Origin of the sequence: Shinella zoogloeoides (assembly GCF_022682305.1) — a bacterium.
Classification (GTDB): Bacteria; Pseudomonadota; Alphaproteobacteria; order Rhizobiales; family Rhizobiaceae; genus Shinella; species Shinella zoogloeoides_B.
In genome coordinates, this window is record NZ_CP093528.1 from 2,153,236 (window position 1) to 2,171,388 (window position 18,153).

At 64.8% G+C, this 18,153-nt stretch carries 18 protein-coding genes; 6 read left to right on the plus strand and 12 right to left on the minus strand.

Annotated features, from left to right (window positions below):
• Positions 1-242 precede the first annotated feature (242 nt).
• The gene (locus MOE34_RS10975; RefSeq protein WP_347342761.1) at positions 243-920 is read left to right on the plus strand and encodes a MerR family transcriptional regulator; all 678 of its coding nucleotides are present in this window, start codon (positions 243-245) and stop codon (positions 918-920) included.
• Positions 921-998: 78 nt separating this feature from the next.
• On the opposite strand, the gene MOE34_RS10980 is transcribed toward MOE34_RS10975, so the two are convergent.
• Complete coding sequence (locus tag MOE34_RS10980) at positions 999-2,126, minus strand: ATP-dependent DNA helicase (protein ID WP_242223659.1); 1,128 nt, start codon at positions 2,124-2,126, stop codon at positions 999-1,001.
• Positions 2,127-2,268: 142 nt separating this feature from the next.
• Here MOE34_RS10980 and MOE34_RS10985 point away from each other — a divergent pair, with 142 nt between their 5' ends.
• The gene (locus MOE34_RS10985; RefSeq protein WP_242223662.1) at positions 2,269-3,360 is read left to right on the plus strand and encodes an AbrB family transcriptional regulator; all 1,092 of its coding nucleotides are present in this window, start codon (positions 2,269-2,271) and stop codon (positions 3,358-3,360) included.
• Positions 3,361-3,367: 7 nt separating this feature from the next.
• On the opposite strand, the gene MOE34_RS10990 is transcribed toward MOE34_RS10985, so the two are convergent.
• Positions 3,368-3,961, minus strand: coding sequence for a LysE family translocator (locus tag MOE34_RS10990; RefSeq protein ID WP_242223665.1), 594 nt, complete (start codon positions 3,959-3,961; stop codon positions 3,368-3,370).
• A 120-nt stretch (positions 3,962-4,081) separates the two neighbouring features.
• On the opposite strand from MOE34_RS10990, the gene MOE34_RS10995 reads away from it, so the two are divergent.
• Positions 4,082-4,927: an aldo/keto reductase gene (locus MOE34_RS10995; protein ID WP_242223668.1), complete on the plus strand. Its 846-nt coding sequence runs from the start codon at positions 4,082-4,084 to the stop codon at positions 4,925-4,927.
• A 67-nt stretch (positions 4,928-4,994) separates the two neighbouring features.
• Here the strand turns inward: MOE34_RS10995 and ilvN are convergent, their stop codons facing one another.
• Both ilvN and MOE34_RS11005 read right to left on the minus strand, forming a co-directional pair.
• Positions 4,995-5,567, minus strand: a complete 573-nt coding sequence (gene ilvN / locus MOE34_RS11000) for an acetolactate synthase small subunit (RefSeq protein WP_203319255.1) — start codon at positions 5,565-5,567, stop codon at positions 4,995-4,997.
• Positions 5,568-5,584: 17 nt separating this feature from the next.
• A complete protein-coding gene (locus MOE34_RS11005; protein ID WP_242223670.1) occupies positions 5,585-7,363 on the minus strand; it encodes an acetolactate synthase 3 large subunit in 1,779 nt (592 codons plus the stop codon).
• A gap of 324 nt (positions 7,364-7,687) precedes the next feature.
• Here MOE34_RS11005 and MOE34_RS11010 point away from each other — a divergent pair, with 324 nt between their 5' ends.
• Positions 7,688-9,733 (plus strand): ATP-binding protein, encoded by a 2,046-nt coding sequence (locus MOE34_RS11010; RefSeq protein ID WP_242223673.1) that lies wholly within the window; start codon positions 7,688-7,690, stop codon positions 9,731-9,733.
• Here the strand turns inward: MOE34_RS11010 and miaA are convergent.
• Positions 9,711-10,625, minus strand: coding sequence for a tRNA (adenosine(37)-N6)-dimethylallyltransferase MiaA (gene miaA, locus MOE34_RS11015; RefSeq protein ID WP_242223676.1), 915 nt, complete (start codon positions 10,623-10,625; stop codon positions 9,711-9,713). The two genes, MOE34_RS11010 and miaA, sit on opposite strands and share 23 nt — an antisense overlap.
• Here miaA and serB point away from each other — a divergent pair.
• Both serB and MOE34_RS11025 read left to right on the plus strand, forming a co-directional pair.
• Positions 10,624-11,514: a phosphoserine phosphatase SerB gene (serB, locus tag MOE34_RS11020; protein WP_242223678.1), complete on the plus strand. Its 891-nt coding sequence runs from the start codon at positions 10,624-10,626 to the stop codon at positions 11,512-11,514. The two genes, miaA and serB, sit on opposite strands and share 2 nt — an antisense overlap.
• Positions 11,514-12,080: a GNAT family N-acetyltransferase gene (locus tag MOE34_RS11025; RefSeq protein ID WP_242223680.1), complete on the plus strand. Its 567-nt coding sequence runs from the start codon at positions 11,514-11,516 to the stop codon at positions 12,078-12,080. Before serB ends, MOE34_RS11025 begins: the two co-directional genes overlap by 1 nt.
• A gap of 72 nt (positions 12,081-12,152) precedes the next feature.
• Here MOE34_RS11025 and MOE34_RS11030 read toward each other — a convergent pair whose 3' ends face one another.
• The 7 genes from MOE34_RS11030 to MOE34_RS11060 form a co-directional block, all read right to left on the minus strand.
• Positions 12,153-13,691: a DegQ family serine endoprotease gene (locus tag MOE34_RS11030; RefSeq protein WP_431522428.1), complete on the minus strand. Its 1,539-nt coding sequence runs from the start codon at positions 13,689-13,691 to the stop codon at positions 12,153-12,155.
• A 115-nt stretch (positions 13,692-13,806) separates the two neighbouring features.
• Positions 13,807-13,995 (minus strand): DUF2065 domain-containing protein, encoded by a 189-nt coding sequence (locus MOE34_RS11035; protein ID WP_242216729.1) that lies wholly within the window; start codon positions 13,993-13,995, stop codon positions 13,807-13,809.
• Positions 13,996-14,005: 10 nt separating this feature from the next.
• Positions 14,006-14,947: a protease modulator HflC gene (gene hflC, locus MOE34_RS11040; RefSeq protein ID WP_242216731.1), complete on the minus strand. Its 942-nt coding sequence runs from the start codon at positions 14,945-14,947 to the stop codon at positions 14,006-14,008.
• On the minus strand, positions 14,947-16,065 hold the full coding sequence (gene hflK / locus MOE34_RS11045) for an FtsH protease activity modulator HflK (RefSeq protein WP_242216733.1): 1,119 nt from the start codon (positions 16,063-16,065) through the stop codon (positions 14,947-14,949). Before hflK ends, hflC begins: the two co-directional genes overlap by 1 nt.
• A 197-nt stretch (positions 16,066-16,262) precedes the next feature.
• Positions 16,263-16,784 (minus strand): dihydrofolate reductase, encoded by a 522-nt coding sequence (locus MOE34_RS11050; RefSeq protein WP_242216735.1) that lies wholly within the window; start codon positions 16,782-16,784, stop codon positions 16,263-16,265.
• 15 nt (positions 16,785-16,799) lie between these two features.
• Complete coding sequence (locus MOE34_RS11055) at positions 16,800-17,594, minus strand: thymidylate synthase (RefSeq protein ID WP_242216736.1); 795 nt, start codon at positions 17,592-17,594, stop codon at positions 16,800-16,802.
• Between the two features lie 87 nt (positions 17,595-17,681).
• Positions 17,682-17,993: a DUF2853 family protein gene (locus MOE34_RS11060; RefSeq protein WP_242216738.1), complete on the minus strand. Its 312-nt coding sequence runs from the start codon at positions 17,991-17,993 to the stop codon at positions 17,682-17,684.
• Positions 17,994-18,153: the final 160 nt, after the last annotated feature.

Sequence of the window (18,153 nt, forward strand, 5' to 3'; positions counted from 1 at the left end):
GTTAAGGCTGCGGGCTAGTAGCGCTTACCGCTCGGGTTCACCGCGGCACGTCCCGAATGAATCCGAAATGCACGAGAATCGTATGCAACCCTGCTCGATTTGCACAGATCGGCGGGCTATAGCGGACAGGACAATATCCGCCGTCCCGACATCCAGCTTCAGCTTTAGGGGGAGAGGGTGTCGCGCCGGCGACCGGGGGACAATGACATGACGATTTCTTCAATGCGCGGACTGCTTTCATGATGACCACCGAGTCGAAGAAAGCCGAGGCCCGGGCGGGCGGACGCAAATCCATCCGCTTCCTGCCGGTGGCGCCGCTGCCGGAAAACCTGCCGGACGGGCGGCTCGCCATCGCGGACATGGCCAATGCCTTCGGCGTGACCCACCGCACGCTGCACTTCTATGAGGAAAAGGGCCTTTTGACCGCCGCGCGTGTCGGCCCCATGCGGGTCTACGGGCCGGAGGAAATCCAGCAGATGGCGGTGGTCAACACCTGCCGCGAGACAGGCATGCCCGTCGCCGTGATCCAGGAATTGCTGGAGCGGCTTTCCGCGGCCGGCAGCCAGGAAGAGGCCGACACGGCCTTCCGCGCGGCCATGACGGCGCGCAAGCGGGAACTGGCCGCCCAGCAATCGACGATCCGCCGGCAGATGCAGCAGATCAACGAACTTCTGGACTTTACCGTCGCGCATGAGAGCGAGACCAACGACAACACACCACAGGCGCATCTGACACCCGTCGAACTGCGCTGCCTCGCACTGATGGCGGAAGGCTACCCCACGAGCCGCATCGCCCGCGCGCTCGAAATCGAGCCGGGCGAAGTGCAGGTGATGGAGAAGGCCATCATCGGCAAGTTCAACAGCAGCAACCGTTTCCAGGCCGTCGCCAAGGCGGTCATGCTGGGGATCGTCGGCCACTGAGGCCGGCGTAGCGGCCGGACATGATGACCGGCGCTTCCATCCGCTTCCCGGGAAGCGGTCCGTGGTGCGGGGTCGTGGCTATCGCACCACGGTAAGCGTTTCGGCCGCGCGCGTGATGGCCGTGTAGAGCCAACGCTCGCGCGTATCGCGGAAGGCGAAGCTCTCGTCGAACAACACGACATTGTTCCACTGGGAACCCTGCGCCTTGTGCACCGTCAGCGCATAGCCGAAATCGAATTCGTCGTAGCGCTTGCGCGTCGACCACGGAACCTCTTCCTCGACATTCTCGAAGGCGGCCTTCAACAGCTTGATCTTGGCCGCGCCGCGATCCATGTCGTCGTCTTCCGGCCGGATCATCAGGTTGATGCCGGGCTTCACCGTCTCCTTGGACGAACTCATCACCTGCCAGAGCGAGCCGTTGAGCAGGCCCTTGGCAGGGTCGTTGCGCAGGCACACCAGCTTGTCGCCGGACTGCGGATATTCCGTCGTGAAGCCCTTCAGTTCGCGAAGACGCTGGTTATAGCGCCGGCGTGTCCGGTTGGTGCCGACGAGCACCTGATCGGCATCGAGCACGAGCGTCTGGTCGACCTCGCTGCGGCCGATCACACGCGCCGCGCCATAGTCGCCATAGGCGATGTCGTTGCCCTCGCGCACCTGCATGGCGAGCTGGATGATCGGATTGTCGCGCGCCTGCCGGTGAATCTCCGTCAGGAGGTAGTCCGGCTCCTGGTTGGTGAAGTAGCCGCCGCCGGAAACGGGCGGCAACTGGCCGGGATCGCCGAGCACGAGGATCGGCGTGCCGAAGCTCATCAGGTCGCGGCCGAGCGCCTCGTCCACCATGGAGCATTCGTCGATGACGACGAGCGCCGCCTTGGCGACCGGGCTCTGGCGGTTGATGGAGAACATCGGCGAGACCGAGGTCTTGCCGGTCTCCTCGTCCTCCACCTCCTCCTCGCCGCGCGGGCGATAGATCAGCGAATGGATCGTCTTGGCGTTGCGCGCCCCCTTCGAGCGCAGCACCTGCGCCGCCTTGCCGGTGAAAGCGGCGAACAGCACCTCGCCGTCGACATGTTCCGCGAAATAGCGTGCAAGGGTGGTCTTGCCGGTGCCGGCATAGCCGAACAGCCGGAACAGCGGGTCCCGCCCGTCCTTCAGCCACCGCGAGACGGCCTTCAGCGCTTCATCCTGTTGGGGTGCGAATTCCATGCCCGGACTTGGCAGGATTCGCGGGCGCGAGGCAAGGGGCATTGCCGGCACGACAGCGCGAAGAAACGCCCTTCCCCCGGATTTGGCCCTGTTCGCCGAAGACCCGCCGCGCTATGCAGGGCGCAACCTCCGGAGCGATGATTTGACCCGCGCCTCCCGCACACCGAACGAAACAGCGCCCACACCGGGCGGCCTCGGCAAATGGCCGGCCGTCGCGCAATGGTGCCTTGTCGGCGGCCTTTCGCTCGTGACCACCGTGCCGCTGGAAATCGCGGGCTTTCCGGCCGCCCTCCTCATGGGGCCGATGCTCGCCGGCATTTTTGCGGCGCTCGGCGGCAGCACGATCCGCCTGCCGCGCATCTTCTTCTTCGCCGTGCAGGTCGTACTGGCGCTGATGATCGCGACCATGGTGTCGGAGGATTTCGTCGGCACCTTCACGAAGAACTGGCCGGTGGTGCTCCTCGTCGTGCTCTCCGTCATCGCGGTAAGCACGCTGTCCGGCTGGCTGATCGCGCGCACCGGCATATTGCCAGGCACGACGGCGATCTGGGGTTCGTCGGCCGGCGCGGCCTCCACCATGCTGATGATGGCGGAAGCCTATGGCGCGGACGCCCGCCTCGTCGCCTTCATGCAATATCTGCGCGTCGTCTTCGTCGCGAGCCTCGCGACACTGGTCGCCCATTTCGGCGGACACGACGGGGTAACGGTGCCGCCGCATGCCTGGTTCGAACCGGTGCCGATGCTGCCGCTCGCCGCCATGCTGGCCATCGGCATCCTCGCCGGGCTTGCCGGCCAGAAGTTGCGCATCCCGGCCGGCGCCTTCCTCGTGCCCTTCGCGCTCGCCTCGATGCTCAACGCATCCGGCACGGTGACGGTAGCCCTGCCCCAATGGCTGCTCGCCGCCGCCTTCACCCTGCTCGGCTGGAATATCGGCCTCGGCTTCACCCGCACCATTCTGCTGCACGCCCGCCGGGCGCTGCTGCCGACGGTCGCCTCCATCGTCGCGCTGATCGGCTTTTCCGGCCTGCTTGCGGGCCTGCTCATCCTGCTGCTGGAGATCGATCCGCTGACCGCCTATCTGGCCACCAGCCCCGGCGGCCTCGATTCCATCGCCGTCATCGCCGCCTCCGCCAAGGTGGACGTCGCCTTCGTCATGACGCTCCAGACGGCACGGCTGATACTGGTGTCCCTCATCGGCCCGTGGCTCGCCCGCTTCATGGCCGACAGAGCGTGAAGTCGTATTAGCGCAACATCGGCCAGAGGCTGGCGACCAGCAGAAGCGCCATAGAGATGTTGAACCACTTGAGCCGCACAGGTTCGGCCAGCCACTCGCGCAGCGCCGAGCCGAAGCCGGCCCAGGTGGAAACGCTCGGGAAATTGACGATGGCGAAGGCACCGCCGACGATCAGCACGCTCATCGCGTAGTTCGCCGAATTCGTATAGGTCGCCATGGCGGAAACGGCCATGACCCAAGCCTTCGGGTTCACCCACTGGAAGGCGGCCGCCTCAAGGAAGCTCATCGGCCGCGCACCGGTCTTTCCCTCGCCGATGCTGCGCGACGTGCCGATCTTCCAGGCGATCCAGACCAGATAGGCGCCACCTGCGAATTTCAGCACCGTATAGACGAGCGGCACCGCCTCCAGCAGCGCGCCGAGGCCGAAGCCGACGGCCAGCAGCAGCACGAGGAAGCCGACGCCGATGCCGCACATATGCGGGATCGTGCGCACGAAGCCGAAATTCACACCCGATGCGAAAAGCATCATGTTGTTCGGGCCGGGCGTTATGGAGGTGGTGAAGGCGAAGACGAGAAGCGCCAGAAAGATTTCGATCTGCATGACAGACCCTTGTTATCAGGATTGTTTTTTCCGATTGATAGTTCATCTCTTGGCCAGAACCAGCCAATTCTTGTCATTGATACAATTCCGGCTGGTGATGCATCGTTCATGGAGCGCGACATGAAAGCGGAACTACCGGCAGTTACCCTTCCCGGCGGACGGCAGGTGCCGGCGCTGGGCCTCGGCACCTGGCACATGGGCGAGGGCTACGCCTCGCCGGACGAGGAGGTCGCGAGCCTCAGAACCGGCCTCGACCTCGGCATGACGGTGATCGACACGGCGGAAATGTATGCCGACGGCGGCGCGGAAGAGGTGGTGGGCGAAGCGATCCGCGGCCGACGCGACGAAGTCTTCCTCGTCAGCAAGGTGCTGCCCTACAATGCCAGCCGCACCGGCACCATCGCGGCCTGCGAGGCGAGCCTGAAGCGGCTCGGCACCGATCATATCGAACTCTATCTCCTGCACTGGCGCGGCCGATATCCTCTGGCCGAAACGGTGGACGCTTTCGAAACCTTAAAGGCTGAGGGCAAGATCGGCGCCTGGGGCGTTTCCAATTTCGACGAACCGGACATGAAGGAACTGCTGGGCGCGGTGGAACCGTCACGCCCTGCCGCCAACCAGGTGCTCTACAATCTCGCCCGGCGCGGCATCGAATTCGATCTTCTGCGCTGGAGCCAGGTACAGGGCATCCCGATCATGGCCTATTCGCCGCTCGACGAAGGCAGGCTCATCGGCCACCCGGCGCTGGAGGAGATCGGCCTGGTCCACAATGCCAGCAGCGCCCAGGTCGCCCTCGCCTTCCTGCTCACCAAGGCGGGCGTCATCGCCATCCCGAAATCCGGCTCGCCGGAGCGGGTGCGCGAGAACCTGCGCGCCGCCGAAATCCGCCTCACCTCGGAGGACCTGCGCCTCCTCGACGCCGCCTTCCCTCCACCGACCCGCAAGCGGCCGCTCGAAATGATCTGACCGACAAAACGAAAGGGCCTCCCCGTTTCCGGGAAGGCCCTTTCCGCAATTCGATACGTACGGGAATTCACATGCCCTGCGGGCCGCGGTTCATCGCGGCGATGCCGGTGCGGCAGACTTCCACGAGGCCGAGCGGCTTCATGATCGCCACGAACTGGTCGATCTTGGAGGACTTCCCGGTGATCTCCAGGATGAAATGCTCGGTCGTCGCATCGACGACCTTGGCATGGAAGGCGTCGGCAAGGCGCAGCGTCTCCTGACGCATCTCGCCGGAACCGACGATCTTCACCAGCGCCACCTCACGCTCGATCGGCCGCTCCTGGCCCAGGACCTTGGCGCGGACGGTGAGGTCCACCACGCGATGGACCGGCACGATGCGCTCGAGCTGCGACTTGATCTGCTCAAGCACGCCCGGCGTACCGCGCGTGACGATGGTGATGCGCGACAGATGCGCCTCGTGCTCGGTCTCGGAAACCGTAAGGCTCTCGATGTTGTAGCCGCGGCCGGAGAAGAGGCCGATGACGCGGGCAAGGACGCCCGGCTCGTTGTCGACGAGCACGGAGAGCGTATGGCTCTCGGCGACCTGCGTTTCCTTGGCGATGAAATAGGCGGAGCCGGTGGGCTGAAGGTGTGCGTTCATATCTCTCTACCTTTTCATCAAACGAGCTGGCGGCCCTTGGCGTCGATCGCGTTGGCGACCGCTTCGTCCGTGGCTTCGTCGGGCAGCAGCATTTCGTTATGCGCCTTGCCCGAGGGGATCATCGGGAAGCAGTTCGTCAGGTTCGCGACGCGGCAGTCGAAGATGACCGGGCGCTTGACGTCGATCATCTCCTGGATGGCCGCATCGAGATCGGCCGGCTTGTCGCAGGCGATGCCGACGCCGCCATAGGCTTCCGCCAGCTTGACGAAATCGGGCATGGCCTCCGTGTAGGAGTTCGACAGGCGGTTGCCGTGCAGGAGCTGCTGCCACTGGCGCACCATGCCCATGTACTGGTTGTTCAGGATGAATATCTTGACCGGCAGGTCATACTGCACGGCGCAGCTCATTTCCTGGATGCACATCTGGATCGAGGCATCGCCGGCAATGTCGATGACGAGGCTGTCGCGATGCGCGACCTGCACGCCGATCGCCGCCGGGAAACCGTAGCCCATCGTGCCGAGGCCGCCCGAGGTCATCCAGCGGTTCGGCTGCTCGAAGCCGTAGAACTGCGCCGCCCACATCTGGTGCTGGCCGACTTCCGTGGTGATGTAGGTGTCGCGGTCCTTGGTCAGCTCGTAGAGCCGCTGGATCGCATATTGCGGCATGATAACGTCGTTGCTGTGGGTATAGGCGAACGAGTTGCGCGCCCGCCACTTGGCGATGGACGTCCACCAGTCGGCCTGCACCGCCTTGTCGTAGTCCTTCGCGCCGGCACGCCACTGGCGGACCATATCCTCCAGGACATTACCGACATCGCCGAGGATCGGAACGTCGACGCGGACGTTCTTGTTGATCGAGGACGGGTCGATGTCGATATGGATCTTCTTCGAGTTTGGCGAGAAGGCGTTGAGGCGGCCGGTGATACGGTCGTCGAAGCGCGCGCCGATGCAGACCATGACGTCGCAGTCATGCATCGCCATGTTCGCCTCGTAGGAACCGTGCATGCCCAGCATGCCCAGCCAGTTCTTGCCGGAGGCCGGATAGGCGCCGAGGCCCATCAGCGTCGAGGTGATCGGGAAGCCGGTGATCTCGACCAGTTCGCGCAGGAGGCGCGAGGCCTCCGGGCCGGAATTCACGACGCCGCCGCCGGAATAGATGATCGGCCGGCGGGCGGACTTCATCAGGCTGACGGCCGCCGCGATCTGGTTGGCGTCGCCCTGGACCTTCGGCTGGTAGCTCTTCTGGATGGGCGCGGCGGACGGCGGCGTATAGGTGCCGGTCGCGAACTGGACGTCCTTCGGGATGTCGACGACGACCGGGCCGGGACGGCCGGACTGCGCGACGCGGAACGCCTCATGGATGGTGCGGGCCAACTCGTTGACGTCCTTGACCAGCCAGTTGTGCTTGGTGCAGGGGCGCGTGATGCCAACCGTGTCGCATTCCTGGAAGGCGTCCGAGCCGATGAGCGTGGTCGGAACCTGGCCGGTGAGGCAGACGAGCGGGATGGAATCCATCAGGGCGTCCTGCAGCGGCGTGACGGCATTCGTCGCGCCGGGGCCGGAGGTGACGAGCATGACGCCGACCTTGCCGGTGGAGCGGGCATAGCCTTCGGCCATGTGGCCGGCGCCCTGCTCGTGACGCACGAGGATGTGCTCGATATCGTCCTGCTGGAATATCTCGTCATAGATCGGCAGGACGGCGCCGCCCGGATAGCCGAAGATATGTTCCACGCCGTTGTCTTTCAGGGCCTGCAAGACAATCTCGGCGCCCGTCATCTGGTTTTCTGTTCCGCTCATCGGATTTCCGTCCGTCTCTTTTCGCATTTCAGGGTGATTATCGAATTTTCGGGCATAAAAAAAGGCCCCTTGGAGGAGCCTGCTTACCGCGCATGGGTGCTTTCGCCGGGTGGTTACACCACCCTGCCCATGCGCGTTCCCACCACAAGAATGATAGCCGTCAGATTTTTCATGGGGCGGATTGTTAGACACAAAGCAAACGCACGTCAACGCTTTTCCGGCCGTTTCGAAACGGCACGGGGCGGCAGAGGCCGCGAAAGACCCGAAACGCCTTGTTAAGCGGCCCCGGAGTATGATCGAGGCCGATGGCAAGGAGTGCCGCGATTGCTCAACAATGATCTACAGACCTCTATCGTGGCCGGCGAGCAGGAACGGCGCGATGAAATGGCGGCAGGAAACCGCCTGCTCGGCCGCGTCGTCGCGTGCAGCGGCTCTCGCGCCACCATCAGCGCGCTGGCGCAGGCGGGCCAGACGGCCCTAACCGAACTATGGTCCGTCGGCCGGCTCATCTCCATTTCCGTCGGCCGCAACCGGGTCGTCGCCCTCGTCTATTCCATGTCCACCGACCAGCAGGGCTGGTCCGAGAACGGCGATACCGTCTTCCGCATCGAGGTCGAGCTTCTCGGCGAGGTCTATGTCGGCCCGGACGGGCGCGAGAAATTCTCCGCCGGCATCACCAACTATCCCTATCTCGGCGCCGTCGCCCACCGCATCCGCACCTCGGACCTCGCCAAGGTCTACGACACCGGCAAGCACGACGTCTGCGCAATCGGCAAGCTGACGCAGGACGACAGCCTCGACGCGACGATCCACGTGCCCTCCATGCTGGAGAAGCACTTCGCCATCGTCGGCACGACCGGCGTCGGCAAGTCCACCGCCGTCACGCTCCTGCTGCACAAGGCGATCCAGTCCGATCCCAAGCTGCGCGTGCTGATCCTCGACCCGCACAACGAATTCGCCGCCGCCTTCGGCGATCTTGCCGTCGTCATCGATACGGACACGCTGGACCTGCCCTTCTGGCTGTTCCGGCTGGAGGAATTCGCCGAAGTGATCTTCCGCGGCCGCCCGCCGGCGCCGGAGGAGATGGATATCCTGCGCGACCTCATCCCGGAGGCCAAGCGCGCCTTCCGCGGCTCGAACGAGAACGGCGTGATGCGCCGCACGAGTGAGAAAAGCTCGATGACCGCAGACACGCCCGTGCCCTTCCGCATCGCGGACCTGCTGGCGCTGATCGACGAGCGCATCGGACGGCTCGAAGGCCGGGCGGAGAAGCCGCACCTGCGCTCCCTCAAGGTCAAGATCATGTCGGCGATCAACGACCCGCGCTACCACTTCATGTTCTCCTCGAACACGATCACCGACACGATCCTCGACACCATCGCCCGCATCTTCCGCATTCCCGGCGAGGACAAGCCGGTGACCACCTTCCAGCTCGCCGGCATTCCCTCGGAGGTCCTGAACTCCGTCGCCTCCGTTCTCTGCCGCATGGCCTTCGAGATCGGCCTATGGAGCAATGGCGGGGTGCACATGCTGGTGGTGTGCGAGGAAGCGCACCGCTACGTGCCGGCCGATCCCAAGCTCAGCTTCACGCCGACGCGCCAGGCCATCGCCCGTATCGCCAAGGAAGGCCGCAAATACGGCGTATCGCTCGGCATCATCACCCAGCGCCCCGGCGAACTGGACCCGACCATTCTCTCGCAGTGCTCGACGATCTTCGCGATGCGCCTTGCCAACGATCACGACCAGGAGATCATCCGCTCGGCGATCCCGAATTCCTCCGCCTCGACCACGAGCTTCATCTCCTCCATCGGCAACGGCGAGGCCATCGCCTTCGGCGAGGCCGTCGCGGTGCCCATGCGCATCCGCTTCTCGCGCGTGGCGGCCGACAGCCTGCCCAAGGCGAACGGCACTGGCGCGAAGACAGGGGACGAGACGCCGCAAAGCGTCGACCTGCGCTCCATCGTCACGCGCATGCGCTCGATTGCCGGCCCGGACATTTCCGGCTTCCAGAATTCCTATCTCTCCGCGCAGGACATGCCGACCGGCTACGAGGACGCCCCCTACGAGGACGAGGAGGACTATATCGACACGCTGCAGAACGCCGCGACGGCCCCCGCCGCCCCCGCGCCGTCCCTGCACGAGCCTTACCGGCCCGACATGCTGCCGGGCGCGGGCAGCGTCTACGGACAATCGACGCAGGAACGCTTCGACACCATCCGCCGCGAACTGACCGGCGACCAACGCCCTGCCGCCGATCCTCATCGCCAGCCAGCGCGTCCCGCCTTCGGCGAGCCGCAGGAACCACGCCGCGAAGGCTCCATCCGCGAACAGCTCCTCAAGAAGCCGCTCAGCAGCCTGATCCGGCGCTAGGATCGACCCGCGACCAGTTCTCGTCGAGCTGGTTGCGGAACCACGTCATCTGGCGCTTGGCATATTGCCGGGTCGCGACCGCGCCGCGCTCGATCACCTCGGCCGCGCTCATCTCGCCGGCCAGCATGGCGGCGATCTGCGGCACGCCGATGGCCTTCATCACCGGCATGGCGGGCGAAAGGTTCAATGCCAGCAGCGCCTTCACCTCTTCCACCGCACCCGTTTCCAGCATCTGCCCGAAACGCCGGTCGATGCGGGCGGCAAGCGCCGCCCGGTCGGGCAGCACGACGATCTTCTCCGCCCGTTCCGGCGCGATGACCGCCGGCCCCGTGGCGGACTGGAAGAAGCCGATGGACCGCCCCGTCGCCTCCAGCACCTCGAGCGCCCGCACGATGCGCTGGCCGTCCCCCGGCATCAGGCGCGCCGCCGTCTCCGGGTCGCGCCGCGTCAGCTCCCGGTGCAGGGCCTCCGCCCCCTCGTCGGCGAGCCGGCCGCGCATCCGCTCGCGCACCTCCTCCGGGATCGCGGGCATATCCGACAGGCCGCCGGTCAGGGCGCGAAAATAGAGGCCCGTGCCGCCGACGAAGACAGGAAGCTTCTCCCGCTCGCGCAACTCCGCGACGACGGTCGTCGCCTCGCGCAACCAGTCGCCGGTGGAATAGGCTGCGCCCGCCGGCACATGGCCGTAAAGCCGGTGCTCGATGCCGGCCATGTCCGCCGGCTGCGGGCGCGCCGTCAGGATGTTCAGCGTGTCGTAGACCTGCATGCTGTCCGCATTGATCACGACGCCGCCGTGCTCGCCCGCGAGCCGCACGGCAAGCGCGGACTTGCCGCTTGCCGTCGGTCCCGTTATCAGGATCGCGTCCCGCTTTCGATCAAGGTTTCTCATCATGGCTTTCGTTGCCACGCTTGTCGCCAATCCGTCAAATCCTGTTCTGACGCCCGCCATCGCCGAGAAGGCCGCCGATGCGCTCAAGGCCTCGGGCCTCTACTGGCTTGCCGACGGCATCGCCTGCGATATCGCGCTGCGTGACGGCAGCGATCCCGCTGCGGCGGAGAGCACGATCCGCGCGCTCATCGCCGGCGCGCCGGTCGACCTTGCCGTTCAGGATGCCGAGACGCGGCGCAAGAAACTGCTGGTCGCCGACATGGATTCGACCATGATCGGCCAGGAATGCATCGACGAACTGGCCGCCGAAGTCGGCCTCAAGGACAGGGTCGCGGCCATCACCGCCCGCGCCATGAACGGCGAGATCGCCTTCGAGCCGGCCCTGCGCGAGCGCGTCGCGCTTCTGAAGGGCCTGCCGGTCTCCGTCGTCGACGACGTGATCGCAAGGCGCATCACGCTGACGCCGGGCGGCATGGAACTGATCGCGACGATGAAGGCCAAGGGCTATTACACCGCGCTCGTCTCCGGCGGCTTCACGGTCTTCACCAGCCGCATCGCCGCCACGCTGGGCTTCGACGAGAATCGCGCCAACATCCTGCTCGACGCCGACGGCAAGCTCACCGGCGACGTCGCCGAGCCCATTCTCGGCAAGCAGGCCAAGGTGGATGCGCTGTTGGAGATTTCCGAACGCCTCGGCCTCTCGCCGGACGAGGCCATGGCCGTCGGCGACGGTGCGAACGATCTTGGCATGCTGCATGCCTCCGGCGCGGGCGTCGCTTTGCACGCCAAGCCGGCCGTCGCGGCCGAGGCGAAAATCCGCATCGACCACGGCGACCTCACCGCCCTTCTCTACCTTCAGGGCTACCGAAAATCGGATTTCGTGACGGCCTGATGCGGATCGCCACGACGAAGCGTCTCACCCTGCGCAACTGGGAGGAAAAGGACCGGGACCTCTTCCACGAGATCAACTCCAATCCCGTGGTCATGGAATTCTTCCCCTTCCTGCGCACACGCGCCCAGTCGGACGCACTCTTCGACCGCCTGCGCGACATCATCGCGCAAACCGGCTTCGGCTTCTACGCGCTCGCCGACCGGGCAACGGACGAGGCCATGGGCTTCTGCGGCCTCTCGCGCACCCACGGGCTGGAACCCCATATGGCGGATGGCACGATCGAGATCGGCTGGCGGCTGGCCAAGCGTCATTGGGGCCGCGGCTACATCACGGAGGCAGCGGAAAAACTGCTGGACTTCGGCTTCGAGGAAAGGCGCCTTCCCGAGATCGTCTCGTTCGCCGTAGCCGGCAATGCCCGCTCCATCGCCGTCATGCGGCGCATCGGCATGGTGGCCGCACCGGACCGCGATTTCAGCATGCCGGGCATCGCGGATGCCCGCGCCGAATTGCGCCCGCACGTCCTCTACACCCTCGACCATGCGGCCTGGCAGCAAAAAGGCCGCTGAAGCAACGCTCCAACGGCCTGAATCATTTTCTCGACAGCCGCCGCCAAGCCCCTGGCGGGACTCGGCCTTTCGTCAATCGATACGCACCGTGACATAGCGCAGCGCCCCGCTGCGATTGGCGATCATCATCAGCGCGTTGCGACGGTCTTCCGACTTCAGCTTGGCGACGCGGCTCTTGACCTCTTCCGCCGTCGTGACGGTTTCCTGGCCGATCTCCACGATCACGTCGCCCGGCACGATGCCCCGCTCGGCGGCAGCCGAATCCGGCGCGACCTCGGTGATCACCACGCCCTTGACGCTTTCCACGATATCGAAGGTCTTGCGCGCGTCTTGATCGAGATCGCCGATGCCCATGCCGAGAACCGTCTCGGTCTTCTTCGGTTCGGCCTGCTCGCCCGTTTCCGGTGTCGCGCCTTCATCCGTAGCGCCCTCGTCCTGCGTCGCGTCCTCCCCGGCATCGGTCGTGTCCTCGCCGTCCTCGAGACGGCCGAGCGTGACCTTGACGGTCGTCTCCTTGCCGTTGCGCAGCAGGACGACATCCACTGCCTTGCCGACGGGGCTTTCGGCGACGACGCGCGGCAGGTCGCGCATCTCATGCACGTCCTTGCCGTCGAAGCGGATGATGACGTCGCCGGTCTGGATCGAGCCGTTGTCGACCGGCCCGCCCTTGATGATGCCGGCGACCAGCGCGCCCTTCGTCTCGGTCATGCCGAGGCTTTCGGCGATATCGTCGGTGACGGGCTGGATGCGCACGCCGAGCCAGCCGCGCCGCGTCTCGCCGAATTCGCGAAGCTGGGTGAAGATGTTCTGCGCCAGTTCCGTCGGCACGGAGAAGCCGATGCCGATGGAGCCACCCGACGGCGAGATGATCGCCGTGTTGATGCCGATGACCTCGCCCTTCATGTTGAACAGCGGGCCGCCGGAATTGCCCCGGTTGATGGCCGCGTCCGTCTGGATGAAGTTATCGTAGGGGCCGGCATTGATGTTGCGGCCACGGGCGGAAATGATGCCGACCGTGACCGAGCCGCCGAGGCCGAACGGATTGCCGATCGCCATCACCCAGTCGCCAATGCGCATGATGCGGGAATCGCCGAAGGGCACGGCCTTCAGCGGCGTCTTCGGCTCGACCTTGAGAAGAGCAAGGTCTGTCTTGGGATCCGTACCGACGAGCTTGGCCTTCAGCTTGGAGCCGTTGGCGAAGTTCACCTCGATATCATCGGCGCCCTCGATGACGTGGTTGTTCGTGGCGATGAAGCCCGAGGGATCGATGACGAAGCCGGAGCCGAGCGAATTGACCGTCTGCGGCTGGTTGGAGCCTTCGCCGCCCTCGCCCTTGAAGAATTCGTCGAAGAAATCCTGGAACGGCGAGCCTTCCGGCACCTGCGGCACCGGCCCCTTGTCCTCGTCCTTGACGTTCTGCGAGGTGGAGATGTTCACCACCGCGTCGAGCAGGCTTTCGGCGAGATCGGCGACGGATTCCGGGCCGGACGGCTTCACCTCGGCCGCCGCCGGAACCGCGAGCGGCCCTCCCGCGACCAGCGAGAAAGTCACCGCGAGCGCGAGCGCTGCATGGGCTGCGCTGGACCTCGTCTTCAAAGCCATGTTCGGCATCCTCTTTGTCTTGCTGTCACGGCGAGTGTTTGCCCCGGATACGGCAAAAATCAGTCCGCCATAATGATTTGCCGCGAAGTCTTGCCCGTCTTCGCAGCCGCCCGCAAGGGCGGTTTCATACGCCGCGAATGAACCACACCATCAGGACGCCGAGCGCGACGGCGACGAGGCCGAAGGTTCGCAACTGGTTTTCCGGAATTTGCGGCAGATATTCCGCCATGCGCTTCAAAGCCGAAGGGGCCAGTGCGTACACCAGCCCCTCGATGATCAGGAAGAACGCGATCCCCGTCAGGAAATCGGACATGGAAGCGTTCTCAGTTTGCCGTGGAGGGCGTCGCCGCCGCACCGTTCGTCGTGCCCGAGGCGGCCGCCGGCCTGTTGCCCGAGGCGTTCTCGAAGAAGCGGAAGAACTCCGAACGCGGCGACAGGACGAGCGTCGTGTCGGCCGAGTTCATCGAGTCGCGGTAGGCGCTCATCGAGCGGTAGAACTCGAAGAAGTCCGGGTCCTGCGAGAAGGCTTCGCCGAAGACGCGGTTGCGCTCGCCGTCGCCCTCGCCTCGCAGGATTTCCGAATCGCGCTGGGCGGCCGCAACGAACTCGACGACCTGACGGTCTGCGATGGCTCGGCGGCGCTGGCCTTCCTCGTTACCGCGGGCGCGGATGAGTTCGGCTTCGGCAAGACGCTCGGCCTTCATGCGGTCGTAGGTCTGCTGCGAGACTTCCTGCGTCAGGTCCGTGCGGCGGATGCGCACGTCGGAGATCGTGAGGCCGAGGTTGGAGGCGTCGTTCGCCAGTTCGCCCCGCACTTCACGCATCATCGAGGCCCGTTCTTCCGAAAGGGCGGATTCGAAGCCGCGCAGACCGTAGACCCGGCGCAGCGCCGCGTCGAGACGGGTGCGCAGGCGCGCTTCCGCCGATTCCCGGTCGCCCGAGACCGCTTCGCGGAAGCGGCGGGCATCCGTGATCTTGTAGACCACGAAGGCATCGACCTCGTAGAACTTGCCGCCCGAGACCTGGACGCGGATATCGTCGAGGTCGAAGCGCAGCGCCTGGTCCTGGATATACTGGACGCTGTCGGCATCCATGAAGCCGAAGGGCAGCTTGAAGTAGAGGCCCGGCTCGGACTTGACGTCCTGGATCTGGCCGAAGCGGATGACGATCGCCTGCTGGCGCTCGTTCACCACGAACACCGACGAGTAGACGATGAAGAGAAGAACGCCGGCGGCGATCAGGATGGCTGTTACGCGATTGCCCATTACTGAGTGCCTCCCGCCTGCTGGCTGGTCGCCCGGCCGAGTTCGTTGAGGGGAAGGAAGGGAACCACGCCCTGTCCGTTCTGCTGCTCGTCGATGATGACCTTCTTGGAACTCTTCATCACGCCTTCCATGGTTTCAAGGAAGAGACGCTTGCGCGTCACGTCGGGAGCGGCCTTGTACTGCTCGTAGACGGAAAGGAAGCGTGCCGCCTCACCTTCCGCTTCCTTGACGACGCGGTCCTTGTAGGCGGCCGCCTCTTCGCGGATCTGCGCGGCCTGACCGCGGGCAAGACCGAGCTTCTGGTTGGCGTACTGGTTGGCTTCCTCGACGAAGCGGTCTTCGTCCTGCTCGGCGCGCTGCACTTCGTCGAACGCATCGGCGACTTCGCGCGGCGGGGCCGCATCCTCGATGGCGACGGTGTTGATGGAGATACCCGCACCATAGGCGTCCATGGTCGCCTGGATCGTCGTCTTCACGCCCTCTGCGATCGCCTGACGGTTATCGCGGAAGATGTCCTGCGCCGGACGGCGGCCGACGACTTCGCGCATGGCGCTTTCGGCGACCTGCTGCAGCGTTTCGGCCGGATATTCCAGGTTAAAGAGATAGGCCTGCGGATCGGTGACCGAGTAGAGCACCGAGAACTGCACGTTCACGATGTTCTGGTCGCCCGTCAGCATCAGGCCGGAATTGTCGGAACCCGACGATGCCGCGCGGCGGCCGATATTCTGCTGCTGCTCGGTGATCTTGACGACTTCGACGGTCTCGAACGGCCACATGTGGAAATGCAGGCCGGGCATGGAGACTTCCTGCTTCGGCTTGCCGAAGCGCAGCTCGACGCCGCGCTCGTCCGGCTGGACGGTGTAGATGGCGTTCATCAGCCAGAAGACGCCGAGAAGCAGGAGCGCGATGACCACGATGCCGCCGTTGAAACCGCCGGGCATGACATTCTTGAGCTGGTCCTGGCCGCGCCGGATGATTTCCTCAAGGTCGGGCGGGCCGCCATTGCCGCCGCCACCACCGCGCGGGCGGTTCGGTCCCTGCCCCCACGGCCCCTGATTGTTTCCGCCGCCGCCACCGCCCCAAGGGCCGCCGCCGCCGTTCTGATTGCTCCAGGGCATCAATACCTCTTTCGTTAAATCCCCTTGGAGCGCTTCCGCCAATGCGAAAACGCCCCATCGCTTGTTCTGAGTGTTTCGCGGATTGTTTCGCCGCGCAACGCTAGGTGAACCCGTTATAGGTATCCCTCGGGCACCTTTCAACAAATCCGGGGCGCGTTGTGCGCCCGTGCGGCAAAATAGTTCGTGATCGACGCGCCTTATGCAGAGGTTTTCCGGCGCCAGGTGACGAAGCGCATGGCGTGGCTGTCCTTCTCGCCCTGCGGGATAGGCTCTTCCACGACCTTTTCGAACAGGGCCGGATCAATTTTAGGAAAGCGCGTGTCGCCTTCCACATCCGCCTCGACATGGGTGACATGCAGGATATCCGCCCGGTCGAAGACCTGCGCGTAGATCTGCCCGCCACCGATGACGCAGATCTCGTCCACTCCGAGCAGCCGCGCCTCGCGCCCCGCCACGGCCAGCCCCTCGTCGAGCGAGGCGACGACATCCGCGCCCGGCGCCGAAAACGCCGTGTCGCGGGTGACGACGATATTCGGGCGCCCCGGCAGCGGACGGCCGATGGACTCCCAGGTCTTGCGGCCCATCAGCACCGGCTTGCCGAGCGTCAGTTGCTTGAAGCGCTTCAGGTCCGACGGCAACCGCCACGGCAGGTCGCCATCGCGGCCGATGACGCCGTTCCGCGCGACCGCGACGACGAGAACGATCTTGGCTTGGCTCATGCGGCTTTCCCCAAATCAGACGGCGATGGGCGCCTTGATGCTTGAATCGGCTTCGTAGCCGACCAGTTCGAAGTCCTCGAATTTGAAGGAGAAAAGGTCCTTCACATCCGGATTGATCTTCATGAAGGGCAGCGGCTTCGGCTTGCGCGTCATCTGCATGCGCACCTGCTCGAAATGGTTGGCGTAGATATGGGCGTCGCCGAGCGTATGGACGAAATCGCCCGGCTGGAGGCCCGTCACCTGCGCCACCATCATGGTCAGCAACGCATAGGAGGCGATGTTGAAGGGCACGCCGAGGAAGATATCGGCGGAACGCTGGTAGAGCTGGCAGGAGAGCCTGCCGTCCGCGACATGGAACTGGAACAGGCAATGGCACGGCGGCAGCGCCATCTCGTCGACCAGCGCAGGATTCCAGGCCGAGACGATATGGCGGCGCGAATTCGGATTGTTCCGGATGCTGTCGACCACCGCGACGATCTGATCGAGATGGCGGCCGTCATGGGTCGGCCAGGAACGCCACTGGTAGCCGTAGACCGGGCCGAGATCGCCGTTCGCATCGGCCCACTCGTCCCAGATGGTGACGCCGTTGTCGCGCAGATAGGCGATGTTGGTGTCGCCCTTCAGGAACCACAGCAGTTCATGGATGATGGAGCGCAGGTGCAGCTTCTTGGTGGTCAGCACCGGGAAACCTTCGGCAAGGTCGAAGCGCATCTGGTAGCCGAAGACGCCGCGCGTGCCCGTGCCGGTCCGGTCTGCGCGGTCGGAGCCGTTTTCCATCACATGGGCGAGAAGGTCGAGATATTGCTGCATGGCCGCCGTCGATTCGTTATCCAGCGTAAGATATTAGAGCCGAAGCGGCGGCGGCCAAAGGGTGAAATGGATTTTTCCCGGCTTTCCTCAGGCGAGCGCGTCGAGTTTTCCGAGTTCCTTGGCGGCGAGGTAGTAGAACGTCACGCGCGACTTGGTGCGGTCGTCGGCCATCGCCTTGCACACGGCCTCGACCGCCTTGTCGGCGGCGTCCCCGGTAATGCCGAGCTTCTTGCCGCACCACTTCTCCTTCACGCGGTTCAGCTCTTCGGGATCGGTGCAGGAGACGAGGGAGGAGTCACGGTTGCGCAATGCGATGCCGAGATGCGTCACGATCTTCTTGACGATGGCCTCGTCGGCACCGCTGTCATACTTGCGGACATCTGCGAGATAGTCGGTCATGGTGTCTCCTCTACGGTCACTCGGCGTCCGTCATCATGACGGACCTGCCGCGCCGCCATGTTTTCATGCTGTAATGGCAAGTCAAGCACGAATGAATGCTCGGTCCGCCGAATACGCGATTGCCACATCGTTCGGTTTTACTTCGCGGTTTTTGCACTTT